This window comes from Bordetella genomosp. 7 (genome assembly GCF_002261265.1).
Taxonomy (GTDB): domain Bacteria; phylum Pseudomonadota; class Gammaproteobacteria; order Burkholderiales; family Burkholderiaceae_B; genus Bordetella_A.
This window is the reverse complement of record NZ_NEVK01000003.1, coordinates 966,265-987,307: the sequence shown is the minus strand read 5'-3', so window position 1 is coordinate 987,307 and position 21,043 is coordinate 966,265. Positions and strand designations below refer to the sequence as shown.

21 protein-coding genes are annotated in these 21,043 nt (G+C 65.2%); 12 read left to right on the top strand and 9 right to left on the bottom strand.

The genetic code is table 11. The annotated features are described in order from the left end of the window. Positions 1-58 precede the first annotated feature (58 nt). Together CAL19_RS06995 and CAL19_RS06990 are read left to right on the top strand one after the other, a co-directional pair. Positions 59-427, top strand: a complete 369-nt coding sequence (locus tag CAL19_RS06995) for a VOC family protein (RefSeq protein WP_026638161.1) — start codon at positions 59-61, stop codon at positions 425-427. Between the two features lie 126 nt (positions 428-553). Next, complete coding sequence (locus tag CAL19_RS06990) at positions 554-886, top strand: YegP family protein (RefSeq protein WP_026638162.1); 333 nt, start codon at positions 554-556, stop codon at positions 884-886. 55 nt (positions 887-941) lie between these two features. Here the strand turns inward: CAL19_RS06990 and CAL19_RS06985 are convergent, their stop codons facing one another. Together CAL19_RS06985 and CAL19_RS06980 are read right to left on the bottom strand one after the other, a co-directional pair. Then, positions 942-2,090 carry a mandelate racemase/muconate lactonizing enzyme family protein gene (locus CAL19_RS06985; RefSeq protein ID WP_094796356.1) on the bottom strand — a complete coding sequence of 383 codons (1,149 nt, stop codon included), beginning with the start codon at positions 2,088-2,090 and terminating at the stop codon, positions 942-944. 10 nt (positions 2,091-2,100) lie between these two features. Further along, complete coding sequence (locus CAL19_RS06980; protein WP_026638164.1) at positions 2,101-2,826, bottom strand: GntR family transcriptional regulator; 726 nt, start codon at positions 2,824-2,826, stop codon at positions 2,101-2,103. 92 nt (positions 2,827-2,918) lie between these two features. On the opposite strand from CAL19_RS06980, the gene CAL19_RS06975 reads away from it, so the two are divergent. The 3 genes from CAL19_RS06975 to CAL19_RS06965 are packed head-to-tail and all read left to right on the top strand — an operon-like array spanning position 2,919 to position 5,546. Continuing rightward, positions 2,919-3,689: an ABC transporter permease gene (locus CAL19_RS06975; protein ID WP_026638165.1), complete on the top strand. Its 771-nt coding sequence runs from the start codon at positions 2,919-2,921 to the stop codon at positions 3,687-3,689. Continuing rightward, the gene (locus CAL19_RS06970; protein WP_026638166.1) at positions 3,689-4,504 is read left to right on the top strand and encodes an ABC transporter ATP-binding protein; all 816 of its coding nucleotides are present in this window, start codon (positions 3,689-3,691) and stop codon (positions 4,502-4,504) included. Before CAL19_RS06975 ends, CAL19_RS06970 begins: the two co-directional genes overlap by 1 nt. A gap of 37 nt (positions 4,505-4,541) precedes the next feature. Beyond that, a complete protein-coding gene (locus CAL19_RS06965; RefSeq protein ID WP_094796355.1) occupies positions 4,542-5,546 on the top strand; it encodes an ABC transporter substrate-binding protein in 1,005 nt (334 codons plus the stop codon). A gap of 81 nt (positions 5,547-5,627) precedes the next feature. Here the strand turns inward: CAL19_RS06965 and CAL19_RS06960 are convergent, their stop codons facing one another. Further along, complete coding sequence (locus CAL19_RS06960) at positions 5,628-6,632, bottom strand: Bug family tripartite tricarboxylate transporter substrate binding protein (RefSeq protein WP_026638168.1); 1,005 nt, start codon at positions 6,630-6,632, stop codon at positions 5,628-5,630. 238 nt (positions 6,633-6,870) lie between these two features. On the opposite strand from CAL19_RS06960, the gene CAL19_RS06955 reads away from it, so the two are divergent. Further along, the gene (locus CAL19_RS06955; protein WP_026638169.1) at positions 6,871-8,625 is read left to right on the top strand and encodes an IlvD/Edd family dehydratase; all 1,755 of its coding nucleotides are present in this window, start codon (positions 6,871-6,873) and stop codon (positions 8,623-8,625) included. Between the two features lie 592 nt (positions 8,626-9,217). Here CAL19_RS06955 and CAL19_RS06950 read toward each other — a convergent pair. Further along, positions 9,218-10,123 carry a LysR family transcriptional regulator gene (locus CAL19_RS06950; RefSeq protein WP_094796354.1) on the bottom strand — a complete coding sequence of 302 codons (906 nt, stop codon included), beginning with the start codon at positions 10,121-10,123 and terminating at the stop codon, positions 9,218-9,220. 103 nt (positions 10,124-10,226) lie between these two features. Between CAL19_RS06950 and CAL19_RS06945 the strand changes: the two genes are divergently transcribed. Further along, positions 10,227-11,192 carry a 3-hydroxyacyl-CoA dehydrogenase family protein gene (locus CAL19_RS06945; RefSeq protein ID WP_094796353.1) on the top strand — a complete coding sequence of 322 codons (966 nt, stop codon included), beginning with the start codon at positions 10,227-10,229 and terminating at the stop codon, positions 11,190-11,192. Here the strand turns inward: CAL19_RS06945 and CAL19_RS06940 are convergent. The 3 genes from CAL19_RS06940 to CAL19_RS06930 form a co-directional block, all read right to left on the bottom strand. After that, on the bottom strand, positions 11,183-11,743 hold the full coding sequence (locus CAL19_RS06940) for a DNA-deoxyinosine glycosylase (protein ID WP_081745597.1): 561 nt from the start codon (positions 11,741-11,743) through the stop codon (positions 11,183-11,185). The two genes, CAL19_RS06945 and CAL19_RS06940, sit on opposite strands and share 10 nt — an antisense overlap. Then, complete coding sequence (locus CAL19_RS06935; RefSeq protein ID WP_094796352.1) at positions 11,725-12,354, bottom strand: class I SAM-dependent DNA methyltransferase; 630 nt, start codon at positions 12,352-12,354, stop codon at positions 11,725-11,727. Before CAL19_RS06935 ends, CAL19_RS06940 begins: the two co-directional genes overlap by 19 nt. Positions 12,355-12,699: 345 nt before the next feature. Beyond that, entirely contained in the window at positions 12,700-14,556 is a 1,857-nt protein-coding gene (locus CAL19_RS06930) for a phosphoenolpyruvate carboxykinase (GTP) (RefSeq protein ID WP_026638174.1), read from the bottom strand. A 219-nt stretch (positions 14,557-14,775) separates the two neighbouring features. Between CAL19_RS06930 and CAL19_RS06925 the strand changes: the two genes are divergently transcribed. The 3 genes from CAL19_RS06925 to CAL19_RS06915 all read left to right on the top strand — a co-directional run bounded on the left by CAL19_RS06925 (position 14,776) and on the right by CAL19_RS06915 (position 17,928). Then, positions 14,776-16,197, top strand: a complete 1,422-nt coding sequence (locus CAL19_RS06925) for an MATE family efflux transporter (RefSeq protein ID WP_094796351.1) — start codon at positions 14,776-14,778, stop codon at positions 16,195-16,197. A 57-nt stretch (positions 16,198-16,254) separates the two neighbouring features. After that, positions 16,255-17,517 carry a Zn-dependent hydrolase gene (locus CAL19_RS06920; protein ID WP_094796350.1) on the top strand — a complete coding sequence of 421 codons (1,263 nt, stop codon included), beginning with the start codon at positions 16,255-16,257 and terminating at the stop codon, positions 17,515-17,517. 75 nt (positions 17,518-17,592) lie between these two features. Continuing rightward, positions 17,593-17,928: a thioredoxin family protein gene (locus CAL19_RS06915; protein WP_094796349.1), complete on the top strand. Its 336-nt coding sequence runs from the start codon at positions 17,593-17,595 to the stop codon at positions 17,926-17,928. Between the two features lie 328 nt (positions 17,929-18,256). Here CAL19_RS06915 and CAL19_RS06910 read toward each other — a convergent pair whose 3' ends face one another. After that, entirely contained in the window at positions 18,257-18,967 is a 711-nt protein-coding gene (locus CAL19_RS06910; protein ID WP_026638177.1) for a GNAT family N-acetyltransferase, read from the bottom strand. Positions 18,968-19,027: 60 nt separating this feature from the next. On the opposite strand from CAL19_RS06910, the gene CAL19_RS19680 reads away from it, so the two are divergent. Then, positions 19,028-19,183 carry a hypothetical protein gene (locus CAL19_RS19680; RefSeq protein ID WP_170940312.1) on the top strand — a complete coding sequence of 52 codons (156 nt, stop codon included), beginning with the start codon at positions 19,028-19,030 and terminating at the stop codon, positions 19,181-19,183. Here the strand turns inward: CAL19_RS19680 and CAL19_RS06905 are convergent. Beyond that, the gene (locus CAL19_RS06905; RefSeq protein ID WP_094796348.1) at positions 19,176-19,472 is read right to left on the bottom strand and encodes a hypothetical protein; all 297 of its coding nucleotides are present in this window, start codon (positions 19,470-19,472) and stop codon (positions 19,176-19,178) included. The genes CAL19_RS19680 and CAL19_RS06905 overlap by 8 nt on opposite strands. A gap of 192 nt (positions 19,473-19,664) precedes the next feature. Here CAL19_RS06905 and gorA point away from each other — a divergent pair, with 192 nt between their 5' ends. Beyond that, entirely contained in the window at positions 19,665-21,023 is a 1,359-nt protein-coding gene (gene gorA, locus CAL19_RS06900) for a glutathione-disulfide reductase (protein ID WP_094796347.1), read from the top strand. Positions 21,024-21,043 lie beyond the last annotated feature (20 nt).

Below are 21,043 nucleotides of genomic sequence, written 5' to 3'. Positions count from 1 at the left end.
GTCGACGAATTCCCGGGGCTGCACGCCGATGCGGCGGCCCACTATTGCGGAGAAACGCATGATCGATCCCAACCTGATTATCTTGTATGTCGATAGCCCTGACCGCAGCGCGCGGTTCTACACCGAACTGCTGCACAAGCAGCCAGTGCTGGCCACCCCCAGCTTTGCGAAATTCAAACTCGACTCCGGCTTGATGCTGGGGCTATGGGCCCGCCAGACCGTCACGCCGCGCTCGATTTCCGCCGGTCGCGCGGGCGAACTGGCCATACCGGTGGCCGATCGCGAAGCCGTATTCGCATTGCATGCGGACTGGACCCGACGCGGCATTCCCATCGCCCTGCCACCTACGGAACTGGACATCGGCCACACCTTCGTGGGCCTGGACCCGGACGGCCATCGCCTGCGTGTCATCGCCCGAAAAGAATGACCTGCCGCCCCGCCGCACGTCCGCCAGCTAGGCAAAACCTGCCGCTTTACCTATGATCGGAAAGCTCGGCACGTCCGTGCCGGCGCGGCAGTTCCGTCGACAGGTTCAAATCCAAGGAGACCGATCATGGCAGGTTGGTTTGAATTAAAAAAAGCAAGCAACGGACAATTCCACTTCGTACTCAAGGCCGGCAACGGTGAACCCGTACTGTCCAGCGAGATGTACAACGCAAAGGCTTCGGCCGAAAACGGCATCGCTTCCGTACAGAAAAATAGCGGCGACGCGTCTCGCTATTCCCTGTCCACCGCATCAAACGGCAAGTTCTACTTCACGCTGCGCGCGGCCAATAACCAGGTCATCGGCAGCAGCCAGATGTACAGCTCCGAAGCCGCCCGCAGCGGCGGCATCGAGTCCGTGAAACAGAACGGCGCCACGCAAACCATCCGCGACCAGGCCTGATTCCCGGGCCGCCACGAGGCGGCCCGCCGATTGCCCTGCGCAACGAAGCGCGCCATCACCGTGCGCCGCAAATCGCCCGCAACTCCCGCAGATTTGGCTCCACCCCGATCCCCGCGGCCAGCCCCAGCCGCGCCACGCCATCTTCTAATTGCAATAACGGCGCACTGAGCAAACTGCGCAGCGGATTGTCATTGGAATCGATTTCCAGCAGCCCGCCATGCCCCATGCCATCGACCGCCGCCAGCACGTGCGCCGACGCCATCAGCCCGATTCCCGCGCCCAGGTAATGCGGGCAATAGCGCAACCCGGCGGCGCGCACCGCACGTATCACCGGCAGGCAACCCGAAATGCCGCCCCATTTCGCCAGGTCGGGCTGCACCACACCCAGGAACCCGGCATCGATGGCGGCCTGGAACGTTCGCAGACCCTGATAATTTTCGCCAGCCGCCAGGGGCACCGGCGACACCCGCGCCAGCTCGCTCCACTGCTGCATGGGAGCATCCGCCCGCAAGGGCTCTTCCAGCCAGCCGATATCGAACTCGGCCAGCGCCGCCGCCATGTCCACGGCCTGTTGCGCATCCCATCCCTGATTGGCATCCACCATCAGGGGCACATCAGGCCCCAGCACCCGCCTGGCCTGCCGCACATTGCGCAGGTCGCGATCCTTGCCGAAGCCCAGCTTCAACTTGAATGCGCGAAACCCTTCGTCGAACTTCTGCTGCACCACGCGCTCCGGCTCGTCCGGGTTGATGCCGCTGGCGTAGACACTGACGCGGTCGCCCGTGCCGCCCAGGTATGCCCAGAGCGGCTGGCCGGCCCGGCGCGCGCACAAATCCCATAGGGCAAGGTCCACGCCGGCGATTACCTGCGCCATGGGACCGGGCTCGCCGGATTGCAGCGCCAGCACCTCGGTGGCCGCCGTCAGGTGGGCATAGGCATCTGCCGGCCCGGCGTATTCGCGGCCCAGCAGCAGTGGCCGCATCACCGTTTCGGCCAGGCGGGCGCGATGTTCGGCGCCGCACGCCGGGAAATTGCACCAGATCTCGCCCCAGCCGTGCGCTCCATCGCGGTCGCGCACGCGCACGAACACCGCGGGGCGGTCGTGCATCACGCCAAACGAAGTGCGCACGGGGTGTTCCACTGGATAGCGCAGCACATGCACGCTGAGATCGACCGGAAACAAGCTGGCGGTGGCGTCGCCCATGGCGCATCCTTCAGGGAATCAGGTTCATTTCAAGATGGATGAAGTCGCCCCGATAAGACACTTCGCTCAGGTAGACGACTTCGCCATGTATGTCGACAAATACGCGGCGCACTTCGGCAATGGGTGTGTTGACCGCCACTTGCAAGTGATGGGCAAGTTCGGCATCGGCCGTGCCTATGGTCAGCGACTGGCGCGCCTGGGCAATGTGCACGCCGGGCATGGATACCAGCAGCGGAATTACGGTTTCGTTGCGAAACCGCGCCGCGTCGCGCCGGAAGATGTGTTCCGCCAGGTAGATATTGATCACGCAATACGGCTGCCCACCCCGCTCGTGCAGGCGACGCATGTATACGTACTGCTCGGCCGCCGTGCCGTCTTGCGGCGTCAGCGGCGCGGAATGAATGGCTTCATCGATATTGATGATGAGCGGTTTGGTGTCGCGGTACACCTTGGCCAGCTCGGCCAGCGTGGTCTGCACGCGCAGCCAGCGGTCATTGGGCGGCAGGCCCGTGACGAACGTGCCCCGCCCCTGCTGGGGCGACACCAGCCGTTCGCGGGTCAGCACGTCGATGGCCTGGCGCACAGTGACCCGCGCCACGCCAAACTCGGCCACCAGCTCTTCCAGCGACGGCACCTTCTTGCCTTGTTCCCACACGCCCCGGGCGATGCGCTGACGCATCAGATCGGCCAACTGCAGATAGCGTGGAATGGGGCTTTCGTGGAAGTTGATAGCCATAAACAAATAGCCATATATTGTTTGCTGAACGTATGGTCTACAGTACGATTTGACCATTAAAAGGTCAAGCGCCATCGCCAGATGGAGGAGAGATGCCCCGAACCCGTTCGCTACCCAGACGCGCGGCGCTTATCGCTGCCCCATGGGTGTTGATTGTGCTTGCCTGGTACGGCGTACGCCTGAGCGGCCTGGTCAGCCCCGCGCTGGTGCCCAGCCCGCTGGACGTGCTGGACAATTTCGCCAACCTGATGCAAACGCGCCTGCCGCACGACATTCTGATGTCGACCCAGCGCGTGGTGCTGGGCGTCTTTCTCGGCATTGTGCTGGCCGTGCCGGTAGGGTTTCTGCTGGGGTGGTACAAAAGTGTGCGCAGCTTTGTCGACCCGGTCATCAACTTCTTCCGCGCCCTGCCCCCGATCGCGCTGATTCCTCTGGTGATCGTGTACTTCGGCATCGGCGAATCGGCAAAGATTGCCATCCTGTTCTATGCATCGTTTTTCGCCGGCGTCATCGTCATGTATGAAGGCATCGCGCAGATCAATCCGATATTCGTGCGCGTGTCGCGCACGCTGGGCGCAAGCGACGCCGAGATATTCCGCAGGGTCATCGTGCCGCTTACGGTGCCGCACATGCTGACGGCTCTTCGCGTTGCGCTCGGCGTTGCATGGGCCACGCTGGTGGCCTCGGAACTGATCGCCGCGCAACAGGGGCTCGGCGCATTGATCCAGGATGCGTCGTCATTCTTCCAGCTTGAAATCATCTACGTGGGCATCATCTGCATCGGCCTCATTGCGCTGATCATGGACCTGACACTGCGCGCGCTGACGCGCCGCCTGCTGGCCTGGCAGGAGCGTATTGCGTAATGACACGATCATCGAACGCCCGTATCAGTTTCCGCAACGTCTCGGTGGATTTCTCCACGGCCGATGGCCCGATGCGTGTCATCGATGGCATCGACTATGAAATCCGGCAAGGCGAGTTCGTGTCCGTCATAGGCCCCTCGGGCTGCGGCAAGACCACGCTGATGAATATCGTGGCGGGCTTTGTACAGCCCACGCACGGCGAAGTGCTGCTCGACGGCAAGCCCATTACGGGGCCGGGGCCCGACCGCGGCGTGATTTTCCAGGAATACGGCGTATTCCCGTGGCTGACCGTCAAAGAGAACATCGCCTTCGGACTGACGTTGCGCGCCAACCGGGTCGGTCGCGACGAACGCGAAGAAATCTGCCAGCGCTACATGGCGCTCATGGGGCTCGCCGACTTCGCCCAGCATTACCCGAAGCACCTGTCCGGCGGCATGCGGCAACGCCTGGCATTGGCGCGCGCCTACGCAGTGAAGCCCCAGTTCCTGCTGATGGACGAGCCGTTTGGCGCACTGGATGCGCAGACACGCTCGGCCATGCAGGACCTGCTCTTGCAGGTGTTGCTGGCCGAAGACAAGACGGTCCTGCTGATCACCCATTCGGTCGAGGAAGCCATTTATCTGTCATCGCGCATCGTCGTGGTGACGGCGCGGCCGGCGCGTATCCGCGCCGTGATAGACGTGCCCTTTGGCTATCCACGCGCCGAGAACGTGCATGAAGACCCGCGTTTCAGCGAACTGCGTTCGCAGATACGCAGCCTGGTCATGGAGGAATATGCCAGGCAGGCCAGCCAGGTCGTGCGCCTGGCTGATTAGATCGTCATCGCCTCATATCGAGGAAAGGAGCCCCACCATGAATCCGCAGCGCAGAACCCTATTGAAGACCAGCGCCCTGGCGGCGGCCATGACGGGCATAGGCATGCCTTTGCTGGCGCGGGCCGCAGAGAAGGTCAAGGTCGGCTATCTGCACACGCCCGCCGTGGACGGCCAGATCTGGACCGGCCTGGAAACCGGCGCATTCGCCGAACAGGGGCTGGACCTGCAGATGATCAAGTTCACGACTGGCCTGGAATTGTTCCAGGCCATGATAGGCGGCAGCCTGGATGTGCTGTCGACCGGCGCCGTGGTATCGAACTTTCCTGCGCGCGGCCAGGGCAAGGTGTTTCTGGTCAACAACGTCGAGTATGCCACCGCGCAACTGTGGGTGCGTGGCGATGCCGGCTTCAGCAGCGCCGCCGACCTCAAGGGCCACAAGATATCCACGACTGCCGGCACCACCGCCCATGTGTTCCTGGACCGCGTCCTGCACGGAGCCGGGCTGCAGGAAGGCAAGGACGTGCAGATCGTCAACCAGCGCATGACAGAGGCCGTGACGTCGTTTATATCGGGCGCGGTGCCCGCGGTGGCACTGTGGGTGCCGTTTGATGTCACGGTGCGCCAGAAGGTCGAGGGCGCGCGCATGCTGGTCGATGCGTCGGCGTTCTATCCGCAGGCGGCCATCGTGGGCGGATGGGCGGCGCGCAATGACTACTACGACAAGAATCCCAAGCTGATCCAGGCGCTCATCAAGGGCTGGGTAAGCGCCAACGATTATCTGCTGTCCAATACCGACACGGCGGTTGCAACGCTGCAGAAGAAACACTATCCCGAAGTGCCGCTGCCCGAACTGCAGAACCAGTTCAAGGCTTCAAAGTACTTTACATCGGCAGAATGGCGCGCCAAGTACGCTGATGGCACGGTCACCAAATGGCTGCAGCAGGTAACGGATTTCTTCGTGCAGACCGCGAAAATCGCCAACCCCGTGCCCGCCAGCACCTATTTCGACCCCAAGCCCTATCTGGACATCGTCAAGGCCTGACGCCCGCAGCGGCGAGCCGGTGGGTCTCGCCTTGCGACAACGCGCGCGGCGCGGCGGCCTGCGGGCCGCCGCAAGGCCGCTTCACTCGGCCTGCACCTGCGCGTCGGCGATCACCTTGGACCACTTGGCGCGTTCGGCGGCGATGCGCGCCGCGGCATCTGCAGGCGATGTCCAGGTCGCCACCGCGCCCTGATTCAACAATGCGGCCCTGACCTCCGGCTTGGCCACGATGGTCTTCAGGGCGCCGTTCAAGCGCTCGATTACCGGGGCGGGCGTGCCGGCAGGCGCAACAATTCCGAACATCGAGCTGACCTGGAAGTTCGCCAGGCCCGCCTCTGCGGTGGTGGGCACTTCGGGCAACGCTTCGGCGCGCTGTTGCGAAGCCACGGCCAAAGCGCGCAGCTTGCCCGCCTTGACGTGACCTTGCGATGCGGGCGCGGTCTCGATCATGCTCAGCACCTGCCCGCCCATCAGGTCGGTCATGGCCGGGCCGCTGCCCTTGTAGGGGACATGCAGCACGTCGACGTCGGCGATGCTCTTGAACATCTCGGCGGCCAGGTGCTGCGGCGAGCCGTTGCCGGCCGAGGCCATCGTCAAGTACCCGGGGCGCGCCTTGGCCAGGGCAACGAAATCCTGCAGCGACTGCGCCTGGACCGAAGGATGCACCACAAACACCAGCGGTACGGTGCCCACGATCGATACCGGCGCGAAACTCTTCTCGATGTCGTAGGGCACCTTGCTTTTGTAGAGCTCGGCGTTGATGGAGTGGCTCGTCAGGGCACCCATCAGCAGCGTGTAGCCGTCCGGGTCTGCCTTGGCCACCTGATCGGCGCCGATGTTGCCCGCCGCGCCGGCGCGGTTTTCAACGACGAACTGCTGGCCCAGCGCGGTCGAAAGCTCTTGCGCCAGCACTCGACCGATAACGTCGGTGGCGCCGCCGGGAGGGTAAGGAACAACCAGCCGCACGGCGCGGTCGGGGTATGCGGCTGCCGCAGGCGCGGCCTGGCAGGCCAGGCCCGCGCACACGGCCAAGGCCGACAACAAAAAGGCGCGACGCGCGGGGGCGGGCTTGCTGAAACGGAACATGCAGGTCTCCTGGCCGGGATGGTTATTCGAGGTGAGCGTGCGCCCGGCTTGCGGTGCCAGTTTAGGGTGGCCGTCCTGATTGATGAATCAGAACTTTTCTATTGAGTGATCGCCATAGTCGATTAATAGACAGCCTCTGGCAGGTCGCCGCGGCGCCTGGCTATCCGGCGCTTGCGCGGGATCTGCTGTGCGCCCTATGATGCTGCGATCAGATTATCAATAATATTATTGGAATGCCATGAGCACGAAAACCCCGCCCTCTTCTCTTCCGGGCCTGGCCAGGGGCCTGACCAACTATGGCGACTCCGGCTTTTCGCTGTTCTTGCGCAAAGCCTTCATCAAGGGCGCCGGCTACACCGACGACGCGTTATCGCGGCCCGTGATCGGCATCGTCAATACGGGCAGCAGCTATAACCCCTGCCACGGCAACGCCCCGCAACTGGTCGAGGCGGTCAAGCGTGGCGTGATGCTGGCCGGCGGCCTGCCGGTCGACTTCCCGACCATCTCGGTGCACGAGAGCTTTTCGCAGCCTACCAGCATGTACCTGCGCAATCTGATGTCGATGGACACCGAAGAGATGATCCGCGCACAGCCCATGGATGCGGTGGTGCTGATCGGCGGCTGCGACAAGACCGTGCCGGCGCAGCTGATGGGCGCGGCCTCGGCCGGCGTGCCGGCCATACAGTTGGTGACGGGCGCCATGCTGACCGGCGCGCACCGAGGCGAGCGCGTGGGCGCCTGTACCGACTGCCGCCGCTATTGGGGTCGCTACCGTGCCGACGAGATCGACGCCGACGAGATCGCGGACGTCAACAACCAGTTGGTGGCCAGTGTGGGCACGTGTTCCGTCATGGGCACGGCCAGCACCATGGCGTGCCTGGCAGAAGCGCTGGGCATCATGGTGTTCGGCGGCGCTTCTGCGCCCGCGGTCACGGCCGACCGCATACGCGTGGCCGAGCGCACGGGCGCCACGGCGGTTGCCATGGCCGCCAGCCGCATCACGCCCGATCTTATCCTGACGGGCAAGGCGTTCGAGAACGCGCTGCGCGTATTGCTGGCCATCGGCGGATCGACCAACGGCATCGTGCACCTGACGGCCATGGCGGGCCGGCTGGGCATCGACATCGACCTGGCCGGGCTGGATCGCCTGAGCCGCGAGACGCCTGTGCTGGTGGACCTGAAGCCGTCGGGCCAGCATTACATGGAAGACTTCCACAAGGCGGGCGGCATGCCGGCCCTGTTGCGCGAACTGCGGCCACTGTTGCACCTGGACGCGCTGACCGTGTCGGGGCGCAGCCTGGGCGAAGAGCTCGATGCGGCGCCGCCGCGTTTTGCGCAGGCCGTCATCCGGCCGTTCGACTCGCCCATTTATCCGGCGGGCGGACTGGCGGTGTTGCGCGGGAACCTGGCGCCCGGGGGCGCCATCATCAAGCAGTCGGCCGCCGACCCGCAATTAATGGAGCATGAAGGCCGCGCCGTCGTGTTTGAAGACGCACAGGACATGGCGCTGCGCATCGACGACGAAGCCCTGGATGTCAGGGCGGACGACATCCTGGTGCTCAAGCGCATCGGCCCCACGGGCGGCCCCGGCATGCCCGAAGCGGGCTACATGCCCATTCCCCGCAAGTTGGCGCGGGCCGGCATCAAGGACATGGTGCGCATTTCCGACGGCCGCATGAGCGGCACCGCGGCGGGCACCATCGTGCTGCACGTCACCCCGGAAGCCGCTGTGGGCGGGCCCCTGGCATATGTGCACAACGGCGACCGTATCCGGCTGTCGGTGCAGCGCCGCGAAGTTTCCCTGCTGGTCAGCGACGAAGAGCTGGCGCGCCGCGCCGCGGCACAGCCGATAGAACGCCCCCAAGCGCAACGCGGCTACCAGAAGCTTTATCTGCAATCCGTCACCCAGGCAGACCAGGGCGTGGACTTCGACTTCCTGCGCGCGCCGCAGGTGCGCGAAAGCGTGCCCGACAAGGCTGCAGACGACCGGTAACGCCGACCGAGCCTCCCGCGAGCCGGCAAACAGGCAGGCAAAGTTGCCTGACACCACGGGCCACGCCCCATAGCCGCATCAGCCCAGATACGCCAGGTGTCAGACACCCAAAGGGTGTCTGACACCAACCGTGCCACGCGCCACAGCCACATCAGTCCGGATGCTTCAGGTGTCTGACACCCAAAGGGTGTCTGACACCAACCGTGCCACGCCCCATAGCCACACCAGTCCAGATGCTTCAGGTGTCTGACACCCAAAGGGTGTCTGACACCAACCGTGCCCCGCCCCACAGCCACACCAGTCCGGATGCTTCAGGTGTCTGACACCCAAAGAGTGTCTGACACCAGCCGCGCCACGCCCCACAGCCACACCAGTCCGGATGCTTCAGGTGTCTGACACCCAAAGGGTGTCTGACACCAACCGTGCCACGCCCCACAGCCACATCAGACCGGATGCTTCAGGTGTCTGACACCCAAAGGGTGTCTGACACCAGCCGTGCCACGCCCCACAGCCACATCAGTCCGGATGCTTCAGGTGTCTGACACCCAAAAGGGTGTCTGACACCGAACCGCAAGACGCACACTGCGACTATCTACTGCTGTTTGGCCAGATCCGCGCGCAACATCTGCAATAACGCCAGGGCGGCCGGCGACAGGCTGCGGTGGCGCGCTGTAACGACGCCTATGGACCGCTCGGCTACCGGACCGACCAGCGCGCGGCTCATGATCCCGTCATGCGCTACGGCGCCGGCGGCGATGGCGGGCAGCGCCGCTACGCCGAACCCGCACTCGACCATGGCCACGATCGTGGTCAGGTGCTCGGCCTCGAAAGCGGGCTGAAACCGGATGCGATTCTGTAGAAAGGCCCATTCGGCGTATTGCCGAACGCTGCTGGGCTGCACCATGGTCACATGCGCGGCCTTGACCGTATCGGCCCAGCGCAATGGCCCCTTGCTGCGCGCCAACGCGTGGCCCGGGGGAATCAGCAACAGAAAACTGTCGGACAGCATGGGTTCATAGTGCAGATCCACCTGCTGCGGATCGGCAGCCGTAATGGCGAAATCCACGTCGCCGGCACGCACCAGGTCAAACGCGGGCCCCGACAGGGTGTCATGCACCTTCAGCGCCACATGCGGATGCGCCTGGCGATACGCCATGAGCACGCGCGGCAACATGCGCGCGGCCACGGACGGCAGCGCCGCCACGGCCACGCAGCCCTGCTGGGCGTTGGCGATGCCGCCCACGGCGTCCAGTGCCTCGCGAAACGCCACTTGCAGATTGACCGCCTGTTGCATGAACACCTGCCCCGCCGCCGTCAGGCGCACGGTGCGGGTGGTGCGGTCGAACAAGCGCACGCCCAGCGCCTCTTCAATACGGAGGATCTGCGTGGACAGCGCGGATTGCGACAAGTGCAGTTGCGCGGCGGCCTGCCGGAAGTTGAGCGCACGGCCCAGCACCAGCACGGTATCGACATCGCGCATCGACAAATTGATTTTCATCTTATTGATCTCGTTTATTGATCATTCTATCCAGAAAATCTGATTCATCAATCAAAGCACATTCCCTAAACTGGCATGCACTCCATCTGAAAAGGACGATGCAATGAATGCCAGCCTTCCGGCTCGCCTGGCCAACCCCGCCGCCACACACGCGGTGATCGTGGGTGGCGGCACCATGGGCGCCGATGTGGCGGTGGTACTTGCACGCGCCCAATGCCGCACCACGGTCATAGAGCCCGACGCAGGCCGTGCCGCCGCCCTGCCCGCGCGCGTTGCGGACAACCTGGCTGCGGCCGGCCATGCGGACGCCGCGGACAAAGTGCAGGTCGTCGCCAGCCTGCAAGCATGTGACTGGCGCGATGTGGCGCTGGTCATCGAATGCATTCCGGAACGCCTGGACCTGAAGCAGGCGCTATTTGCCGAACTCGAGCGGCATGCGCCGGCCGACGCCATTCTGGCCAGCAACAGTTCCAGCTTTCCGATAGGCGAAATCGGCAAGGGCCTGGACACGCGCGCGCGCATGCTGGGGCTGCATTTCTTCATGCCCGCCCATTTGGTGCCGCTGGTCGAAGTCGTGCTGTGCGATGCCAGCGACGTGCAGCATGCGGACGCGCTGGTCGCCTTCATGCGCCGTTGCGGCATGGTGCCCGTCAAGGTGCTCAAGGATCTGCCGGGCTTCCTGGCCAACCGCCTGCAGCATGCGCTGTCGCGCGAAGCCTTCGACCTTATCGATCGCGGCATCGCTTCGCCCGAAGATGTGGATGCGGCCGTGCGGTTTGGGTTCGGGTTCCGGTTCCTGGCTGCCGGCCCCGTGCTGCAACGGGACCATGCCGGCATCGACGTCCATGCGGCAGCTGGCGCCACCATGTACCCGACGTTCTGCAACAGCGGCACACCCGCGCGGTGCCTGACCGAGCGTGCCGCGGATGGCCGCCACGGCATGAAGACCGGCCAGGGGTTCTACGCCTGGACGCCCGAGGCCATCGCCGCAGAACGCGCCCGCTATGACCGCCTGCTGCGCGCCGGCCTTGACCTGATCGCCGACGAACTGCCGCCCGTTCAGCCCTGACCGGGCAAGCCGGGCAGCGCCAGCGCGCTACGCCATATCAACAGCTTGTCCGCCTGGCTCATGGCGGCGTGGGCGGGGCTGGTGGATGGCAAGGCGAGGGTTTGCAGCCCCTGCGCGCCGGTCACCCGCGGCATGACGCGGCGTCGGTACAGGGCAGCGGCCGCCGCGCCGTTGAGGCACACCTTCATAATGCCGGGATGGGCGCTGAAAAACGCGCCGAAGTCGTTGATCTCGGCGGTGGCCGGGTCGATGTCGGCGTCCAGGCTGCCATCGCGATCACACGCCTGCAAGACGTCCCACAACGCCACGCCGGCCGCCTTGAGCGCCGCGACGCGCCGTTCGTATGCGGCCGTCGCATCGAAACCGAAAGCCGCGGCCGCTATCGGCCAAAACGCGTTGCGGGGGTGGGCGTAGTACTGTTGCAGCCGCAGGGATGCCACGCCCGGCATAGAACCCAGCACCAGCACGCGCGCGTCCGGCCCCGCCACAGGTGGCAAGCCATGGACGCGGGGGGCGGTCGGCCCGCGCCGCGCTATGCGCGGGGCCGCCATACGCTGGCCAACCAGGGTTGCTGCTCGCGTGGCAGTCCCGCGGGCCGGTAGTAGTGTTCCAGTTCGTCGAATCCCGCCGCGTTCATCAGGGCGCGCCAGCGGTCCAGGTCGTGATAGGCGCCATAGCGGCCGCGATTCCAGCCCTCTTCGTTGGCGCCGCGCGGGTTGGAACTGAACAGCGCTCCGCCGGGCCGCAGCGTTGCACGCAATTGTTGCAGTACGCGCGGCAGCTGCGCAGTGGGCACATGGAAGAGCACGGCATTGGCGAATATTCCGTCAAAACGCTGCGCAGACAGGTCCAGCGCCAACAGGTCCTGGTGCCAGACTTCGCAGTCCGACGCCTGGCGGGCCATGGCGACAAAGCGTTCCGCGCCATCAAGCCCCACGGGCCGGTGGCCCAACGCGCGAAAGGCCTGCAGGTCGCGTCCGGGGCCGCATCCCAGATCCAGGATGTCGAATGGCGGCGTACCCGCCAGGTGGCGCAGCAAGGCATCGATGTTCTGGCGCACATCGTGATCGCGCGTGCCAGCCTCGAAACTCTCGGCATGCGCGTTGTAGTAATCAAGGGTCTGTTCGGCGATGTGCCGCAGGTCGTCCGGGGTCATGGGCATGGCATCGTACGCAATGGCGGGCGCGCAACACGGGCGCCGCGCGCCGGGATGAAAGGTGTCAGGCACGCTGCGCGAGCCTGACACCCATATATACCACTGCCACGCCCGTACACCACCGCCGCAGATGCAGTTTCTTTAGTGTCAGGCTCGCGCAGCGTGCCTGACACCTGCACATCATTGCCATGCCTGCACACCACACCGCCGCAGATGCAGTTTCTTTGGTGTCAGGCTCGCGCAGCGTGCCTGACACCAGCACATCATTGCCATGCCTGCACACCACACCGCCACAGATGCAGCCTCTTTGGTGTCAGGCTCGCGCAGCGTGCCTGACACCTGCGTGCGAGTTCAGGCCGCCAGGCGGTCTTGGATCGAGGCTTTTACCTCGGGCAGTTCCTCGGGCAGCCGGCTGGCCAGCTGCTTGAACAGGCCTTCGTGCAGCGTCAGTTCTTCGCGCCATGCAGCCGGGTCCACCGAGATCACTTGCTCGAAGTTGTCCGGGCTGAACTCCAGGCCAGTCCAGTCGATATCCTGGTAGGTCGGAGACACCCCGAATACCTGCTCGACACCTCCGGCGGTTCCATCGATGCGGCCCAGCATCCACTTCAGCACGCGCATGTTCTCGCCAAACCCGGGCCACACGAACTTGCCGTCGGGCCCCTTGCGGAACCAGTTCACGCAATAAATGCGCGGCAATACGGCGCCCGCATCCTGCAGGCGCTTGCCAAGCTGCAGCCAATGACCGAAATAGTCGCTCATGTTGTAGCCGCAGAACGGCAGCATGGCGAACGGATCGCGGCGCACCACGCCCTGCTGTCCAGCCGCCGCCGCCGTGGTTTCGGAACCCATGGTGGCGGCCATGTACACGCCTTCCACCCAGTTGCGGGCCTCGGTCACCAGGGGCACCGTGGTGGAACGGCGTCCGCCGAAGATGAACGCGTCGATGACCACGCCCTGGGGGTTTTCCCATTCGGGATCGATGGACGGGCATTGCGACGCGGGTGCGGTGAAGCGCGCATTCGGATGCGCCGCCTTGCGGCCGGTTTCCTTTGCGATCTGCGGCGTCCAGTCCTGGCCTTGCCAATCGATCAGGTGATCGGGCGGCGTGTCGGTCATGCCTTCCCACCATACGTCGCCGTCATCGGTGAGCGCCACGTTGGTGAAAATGACATTGGCCTTGAGAGTGGCCATGGCGTTGAAGTTGGTTTTTTCGCTGGTGCCCGGCGCCACGCCAAAGTAACCCGCCTCGGGGTTGATGGCGCGCAGGCGGCCATCGGCGTCGGGCTTGATCCAGGCGATGTCATCGCCGATGGTGGTCACCTTCCAGCCGTCCATGCCTTGGGGCGGAATCAGCATGGCGAAATTGGTCTTGCCGCAGGCGGACGGGAACGCCGCGGCAACGTGGTACTTGCGACCCTTGGGCGAGGTCACGCCCAGGATCAGCATGTGCTCGGCCAGCCAGCCCTGGTCGCGTCCCATGGTGGACGCAATGCGCAGCGCAAAGCACTTCTTGCCCAGCAGCGCGTTGCCGCCATAACCGGAGCCAAAGCTCCAGATTTCGCGGGTTTCGGGGTAATGAACAATGTACTTGGTGGGGTTGCACGGCCACGGCACATCGGCCTCGCCCTGCGCCAGCGGCTTGCCCACGCTGTGCACGCACGGCACGAACTCGCCTTCGGCGCCCAGCACGTCGAACACCGCGCGGCCCATGCGGGTCATGATGCGCATGTTCACCGCCACATATGGGCTGTCGGACAGCTCGACGCCGATATGCGCAATATCGGAGCCCAGCGGCCCCATCGAGAAAGGCACCACATACATGGTGCGTCCCCGCATCGAGCCATCGAACAGCCCGTCGAGCGTGGCGCGCATTTCGGCGGGGTCGGCCCAATTGTTGGTGGGGCCCGCATCTTCGGCGCGCGCGGAGCAGATGAAGGTGCGGTCTTCGACGCGCGCCACATCGGATGGGTCGGAGCAAGCCAGATAGGAGTTGGGGCGCTTGGCCGGGTTCAGGCGACGCAGCGTGCCCGACTGGACCATCTGTTCGCACAGACGGTCGTATTCTTCCTGGGATCCGTCGCACCAGACTACGTGATCGGGTTTGGTCAGCGCGGCGATCTTCGCGACCCACTCGATCAGCCCTTGGTGCTTGACGTACGCGGGAACATTGAGCGAAGCGATCCCGCCGTCGAACGGTTTATTCATCGGGCCCATCTCCTGTAAAAGACCATGCGGGCCCGCAAGGACCCGCATCGATAGGTAAAGCAGTGCCGCAATATTACTTGCATGCACGCGCCCCTTGCCACATTGCGGCGCAATGAATGCAACATCGTATGTCAACTGCGTCCCTAAAATTTTCCAGTTTGTGCCTGCACCCCCATGCGCGCGCGGCGTATCATTCGGCGTTGAAGCTTTGACTGACACATGCCGTTCCCGCACATCGCCGCATCGTCGTGGACGCGCGAAATCCGCGCCACGCTCGCACTCAGCCTGCCCCTTGTACTGACCAGCCTGGCCCAGATGGCCATGACCACCACCGATGTGATTTTCATCGGACGGCTCGGATCAGAGGCCCTGGCCGCCAGCGCTTTGGGTGCAAATCTTTACGCCGCCATTGCATTTTTCTCGCTGGGACTGGTCACCGCCACGGCGCCCATGGTGGCGCGCGAAGTGGGCGCGCGGCGCCATTCCGTGCGCGACGTGCGCCGCACGGTGGCGCAAGGCCTGTGGTCCGCCGTCATCATCTCGGTGCCCGGCTGCCTTGCGCTATGGCACGGCGAAGCCATACTGCTGGCCATCCGGCAGCCGCCCGCGCTGGCGGCCGAGGCCGGGGTGTATTTGCGCGCGCTGCTATGGGGGCTGCCGCCATTCCTGGGGTTCCTGGTGCTGCGTTCATTTGTCGCCGCACTGCAGCGGCCCCGCGCTGCCCTGTGGGTGGCGCTGGCGGGCATCGTCTTCAACGCGGTAGCGGATTGGGCACTGGTGTTCGGCAAACTCGGCTTTCCGGAGATGGGCCTGATCGGCGCGGGCATCGCCAGCGCCACGGCGAGCCTGTTCTTGTTCGCGGGCATGGCAGTGGTGGTGCAGTGTGACCGCCGTTTCCGGCGTTATCACTTGTTCGGGCGTCTGTGGCGTCCAGACTGGCACCGCCTGGCCGCTTTGTGGAAACTGGGCCTGCCCATCGCGGCTGCCACGGCGTTCGAAGTCACGATCTTCAACGCCGCTGCGTTCCTCATGGGCTGGCTCGGCGAAGCCGAACTGGCCGCTCATGCGGTGGCCATCCAGATCGCCGGCATCAGCTTCATGGTGCCCTACGGAATTGCGCAGGCCGCCACGGTGCGCGTGGGCCTGGCCTACGGCGCGCGCGACCCGGCCGCCATCCGCCGGGCAGGCTGGACCGCCTACGCGCTGGGCGTGGGCAGCATGGTAATTGCTGCAATATTGATGGTTGTCGTGCCGCACTGGCTGCTGGCCGCATTCTTCGATGTGCAGGATCCCGCCAACGCGGGCCTGCTGGCGCTGGCGTCTTCATATCTGGCGGTTGCCGCAATCTTCCAGATTGTCGACGGCGCCCAGGTCATGGGGGCCGGCATGCTGCGCGGCCTGCACGACACGCGCGTGCCCATGATCTATGCCGCGATCGGCTATTGGGGCCTGGGCCTGCCCGCCGGCGCCGCCCTGGCGTTCTGGGCCGGATGGCGCGGCGAAGGTATCTGGAGCGGCCTGGCCATCGGCCTGGGCGTGGTGGCGGTACTGGTCACGCGGCGCTGGCTGCGGCGCGAGCGCTTGGGGCTGGCCCCCGCGCAAGGGTGTGCGGCCAGGGCTGCGCGCGCCGTCATGCCATAATCGATCGGCGCCACGTACCTGAAGACAAGGCGCGCCAATTCGTTTGCCAGGATGTCTATGCCCCCCGCTTTTCCCCCGCTGAATGCCGACCGCCTGTGGTCGCGCGTCGAAACACTTTCCCGCTATACCCTGCCCGACCTGCCCTGGACACGGCGCGCCTTTACACCATTGTTTGAACAGGCACGCACCTGGCTGGCGCAAGAGTTCGCCGACGCCGGCCTGGACGTGCACTTGGACGCAGGCGGAAACCTGGTGGGGCGCCGCGCGGGGCGCGACCCGACGCGCAAACCCATCGTCACCGGTTCGCATTGCGATACGGTCATGAGCGGCGGCCGCTTCGACGGCATCATTGGCGTGCTTGCCGGCATTGAAGTGGCGCGCACGCTGCACGAGAACGAGATTGAACTGGACCACCCCTTCGAGGTCATCGACTTTCTGTCCGAGGAACCCAGCGACTACGGCATTTCGTGCGTGGGCAGCCGGGCCTTGTGCGGCCAACTCGATGCCGCCATGCTGCAGGCCCGCAACCCGCAAGGCGAGACGCTGGCCGACGGCCTGCGCCGCATTGGCGGCGACCCTTCCGCATTGACGGCGCCGTTGCGCCAGGCCGGCGACACCGCGGCGTTCGTTGAACTGCACATCGAGCAGGGCCCTGTGCTGGAAAGCCGGCAGTTGCCCATCGGCGTGGTGACCCACATCGTGGGCATACGCCGCGTGCTCATCACCGTCCAGGGCCAGCCGGACCACGCCGGCACCACGCCCATGGATATCCGTCGCGACGCATTGGTAGGCGCGGCGCGCCTGATCGACGCGGCGCACCGGCAGGCCAGCCGCCTCAGCGGCAATCCCCATTACGTCGTTGCCACGGTCGGACGCATCGAGATCACGCCCAACGCCGCCAATGCCGTGCCCGGCCGCGCCGAACTGATGCTGGAAGTGCGCAGCGACAGCGACGATGTACTCGACAGTTTTCCCGAAACCTTGCTGGCCGGCCTGAACGATGACATGGCCGCGCTGAAGCTCGATGTCGCCATGGCGCCGGTAAGCCGCGCCCATCCCACCGCCTGCTCTTCCGACGTCATGCAGGCTATCGAGACGGCCGCTGGCCGGCTGGGCTACTCCTCGATGCGGCTGCCCAGCGGCGCGGGGCACGACGCGGTCTATATGGCGCCCACAGGGCCCATCGGCATGGTGTTCATCCCATGCCTGGGCGGTCGCAGCCATTGCCCCGAAGAATGGATAGATCCCTCGCAGTTGCTCGACGGCACGCGCGTGCTCTACGAAACCGTGCGGGAACTGGACCGCGCGCTCAGGCGCTGAAGCATCCCGGCCGGCGCGCAGTCCGCGCGCGCCGTGCGCTATCGTCCTCAATCCAACACCTACCGGGCCCGCCACATGCAGCAGATCGAACTGACCGACAGCACTGCCGACCGCTATCTGCTCGACGCGCCGGGCCTTTCGCTGCTGGCCTTCTACAGCCGCACGTGCGGGGCCTGCAAGATGGCCCGCGAACAGTTGCCGCAGCTGGATCTGCCCGTCGAACGGTTGTGCTGGATCGACGCGGGCGACAACGGCGGGCTGGTGGCGCGCTACGAAGTCTTTCATCTGCCCGCGTTGTTCCTGGTGCGTGACGGCGCTTTCTATGGGCCAGTGAACGCGTCGCTGGCGCAATGGGACCTGCGCCAGCAGATCGGGCTGGCGCTCGACAGCTATCCGGCCGAACTGCCATGAGAGGAACATCGTCTGTCTAGCCTCGCGGGATAGACAGATAGGTGTCTGACACCCTACGGGAGTCAGACACCCGCGATGCGTGGGCAGTACGTACGGCAGATCGTGGGGGCGGGGTTGGTGTCTGACACCCTTCGGGAGTCAGACACCGGGCGGTGCGTGGGCAGTGCGTACGGCGGATCGGAGGGGCGGGATAGGTGTCTGACACCCTACGGGAGTCAGACACCGGTCGGTGCCAGGCGGTGCCGGGCGGCGCGTGGGGCATCACACGGCAGATCGGTGTCTGACTCCCGTAGGGTGTCAGACACCAACGGGTGTGTGACCCGGGCCGTCAGCGCGCGGCGGCGATGAGGTCGGCCAGCCGGCGCCGCTGCCTGCCCTGCGCATCGAAATTGCCCGGGTCCAGCCACTGTTCGAGCCCGGCGCGCACGGCCGGCCATTCGCTGTCGATGATGGAGAACCACGCCGTGTCCCGGTTGCGGCCCTTGTAGACCACCGCCTGCCGGAAAATTCCTTCGAACTGGAATCCCAGCCGCAATGCGGCCGCGCGCGACGGCGCATTCAGGCTGTCGCACTTCCATTCATAGCGGCGGTAGCCCAATTGATCAAAGGCGCGCCGCATCAGCAGGTATTGCGCCTCGGTGGCGGCGGGTGTGCGCTTGAGCAGCGGCGAATACGAAACGCTGCCCACTTCGATCACGCCGTTGGCCGGATCGATGCGCATCGCCGCCAGCGTGCCTGTAGCCTGGCCTGTCGCCAGGTCGATGACCGCATAGTGCTGGGGATCGTCCAGGCCCTGTATGCCGCGCGCGTATGCCAGGTAGCCGGCCTCGTCGTCGAACGGCCCGGCATAGGTATACGTCCAGTCGCTGCCGTCCGGCGCCTGGCTGAACGCGGCATAAAGGTCCTTGCCATGCCGGTCGGCGTCGAGCGGCTCCAGCCGGCAATAGGCGCCCGACATAGGCGCTCGTGGCGGTGTCGGGCGGGTGGCCCAGCCCGGCAGAGCCCGGCCTACGGGCTGTTGCGGCGTAGCAGTGGTCATGCGCGTCCTTTTCGGGTGACGCCCGGTTGCGGGCAATACGTACGCTAGCGGATCGGTGGCATGCTGAACAGTTCCGCAACGGTGCAATGCCATGGCGCCGCGATGCTGCCCGACATTCTGCTGGACATGCCCGAAGGCCGCAATACATTGCAAGGGCAACCGTTGCGGCGCCGGCAGCAGGCGATGGCGGATGGGCGCCGCCGCCCCGCTAGCTGATCAGCCCGCCCAGCAGCAGCATCGCCAGCACGAGCCAGAATATCCCGGCCACGATGGCGCGGCGCATGAACGCCTTGACGGCGGCCCATAGCAGCACCAGCCCCAATACCAGCAAGGCAAAGTTGAATATCGACGGGCTCATCCCCAGCGTGCTGGCCAGCCCCCCGAAAAAGTCGCCCAGCGCAGAGCCCAGGCCGCCGAACACATAACGCAGTCCGGACACGATGGCGCGGATGACCTCGCCCAGCATCGCGCCGGCCGAGCCAAAAAAACTGTCTTCAGTCTGCATGCGTTTCCAAACCGGGGAATACCCCGTGTAATGCCGGCGTCCGAGCCGGCCATGCCCAGAATGTATCCGATACGCCCCGCGCGCGCCCAGCCGCCGCGCTCTCCTGCAGGGCAGGGCCGATTAGCGGTTTAATACGGGTCTGGTCAGATAGTGTGGGCCGCGCAAGCCGGCCCCGTACCCTGAAGGAACACAATGGCTTTCGATTTTGATCTCTTTGTAATTGGCGCCGGCTCGGGCGGCGTGCGCGCGGCCCGCTTCGCCGCGGGATTCGGCGCGCGCGTGGCCGTGGCCGAAAGCCGCTATCTGGGCGGCACATGCGTCAATGTGGGCTGCGTGCCCAAAAAGCTGCTGGTGTACGGCGCGCATTACCGCGAAGACTTCGAACATGCCGGCGGCTACGGCTGGACGGTGGGCACGCCCGGATTCGACTGGCCCGCCCTGATCGCCAACAAAAACCGCGAAATCGAACGCCTGAACGGCATCTACCGCAACCTGCTGGTAGGCAGCGGCGTGACGCTGTACGAAGGCCACGCCCGCCTGGCCGACCCGCATACCGTAGAGGTCAACGGGCAGCGCTACACGGCGCGGCATATCCTGGTGGCCACCGGCGGCTGGCCCCAGGTGCCCGACATCCCCGGCAAAGAGCACGCCATCACCTCGAACGAAGCCTTCTATCTGAAAAGCCTGCCGCGCCGGGTCCTGGTGGTGGGCGGCGGCTATATCGCGGTTGAATTCGCCTCGATCTTCAATGGCATGGGCGCCCAGACGGTACAGGTCTACCGGCGCGACCTGTTCCTGCGCGGATTCGACGACAGTGTCCGCACCCATCTGCGCGACGAGCTCGTCAAAAAGGGGCTGGACCTGCGCTTTAACGCCGACGTGGCGCGCATCGACCGGCGCGACGACGGCAGCCTGGCAGCCACCCTGAAAGGCGGCGCGGTCATCGAAACCGACTGCGTGTTCTACGCAACGGGGCGTCGACCCATGCTGGACAACCTGGGGCTGGAAAACACCGGCGTCAAGCTCAACGACGAAGGATTCATCGCTGTCGACGATGAATATTGCAGCAGCGAGCCGTCCATCCTCGCAGTGGGCGATGTCATCGGACGCGTGCCGCTTACGCCGGTAGCGCTGGCCGAGGGAATGGCCGTCGCTCGACGCCTGTTCCGCCCCAGCGAGTACCGCAAGGTCGACTACAACCTGATTCCCACCGCCGTGTTCAGCCTGCCCAATATCGGCACGGTGGGAATGACCACCGAGCAGGCGCTGGCGGCGGGGCATCGCGTCAAGCGCTACGAAAGCCGGTTCCGCCCCATGAAGCTGACCTTGACGGGCGACCAGGAAAAAACCCTGATGAAGCTGGTGGTGGATGCCGACACCGACCGGGTGCTGGGTTGCCATATGGTGGGCCCGGACGCAGGCGAAATTGTGCAAGGGCTGGCCGTGGCGTTGAAGGCCGGCGCCACCAAGCAGGTATTCGACGAAACCATCGGCATCCATCCGACAGCCGCCGAAGAGTTCGTCACGATGCGCACGCCCGTGGCCGAATAGCTGGCTGTTACGGTACAGAT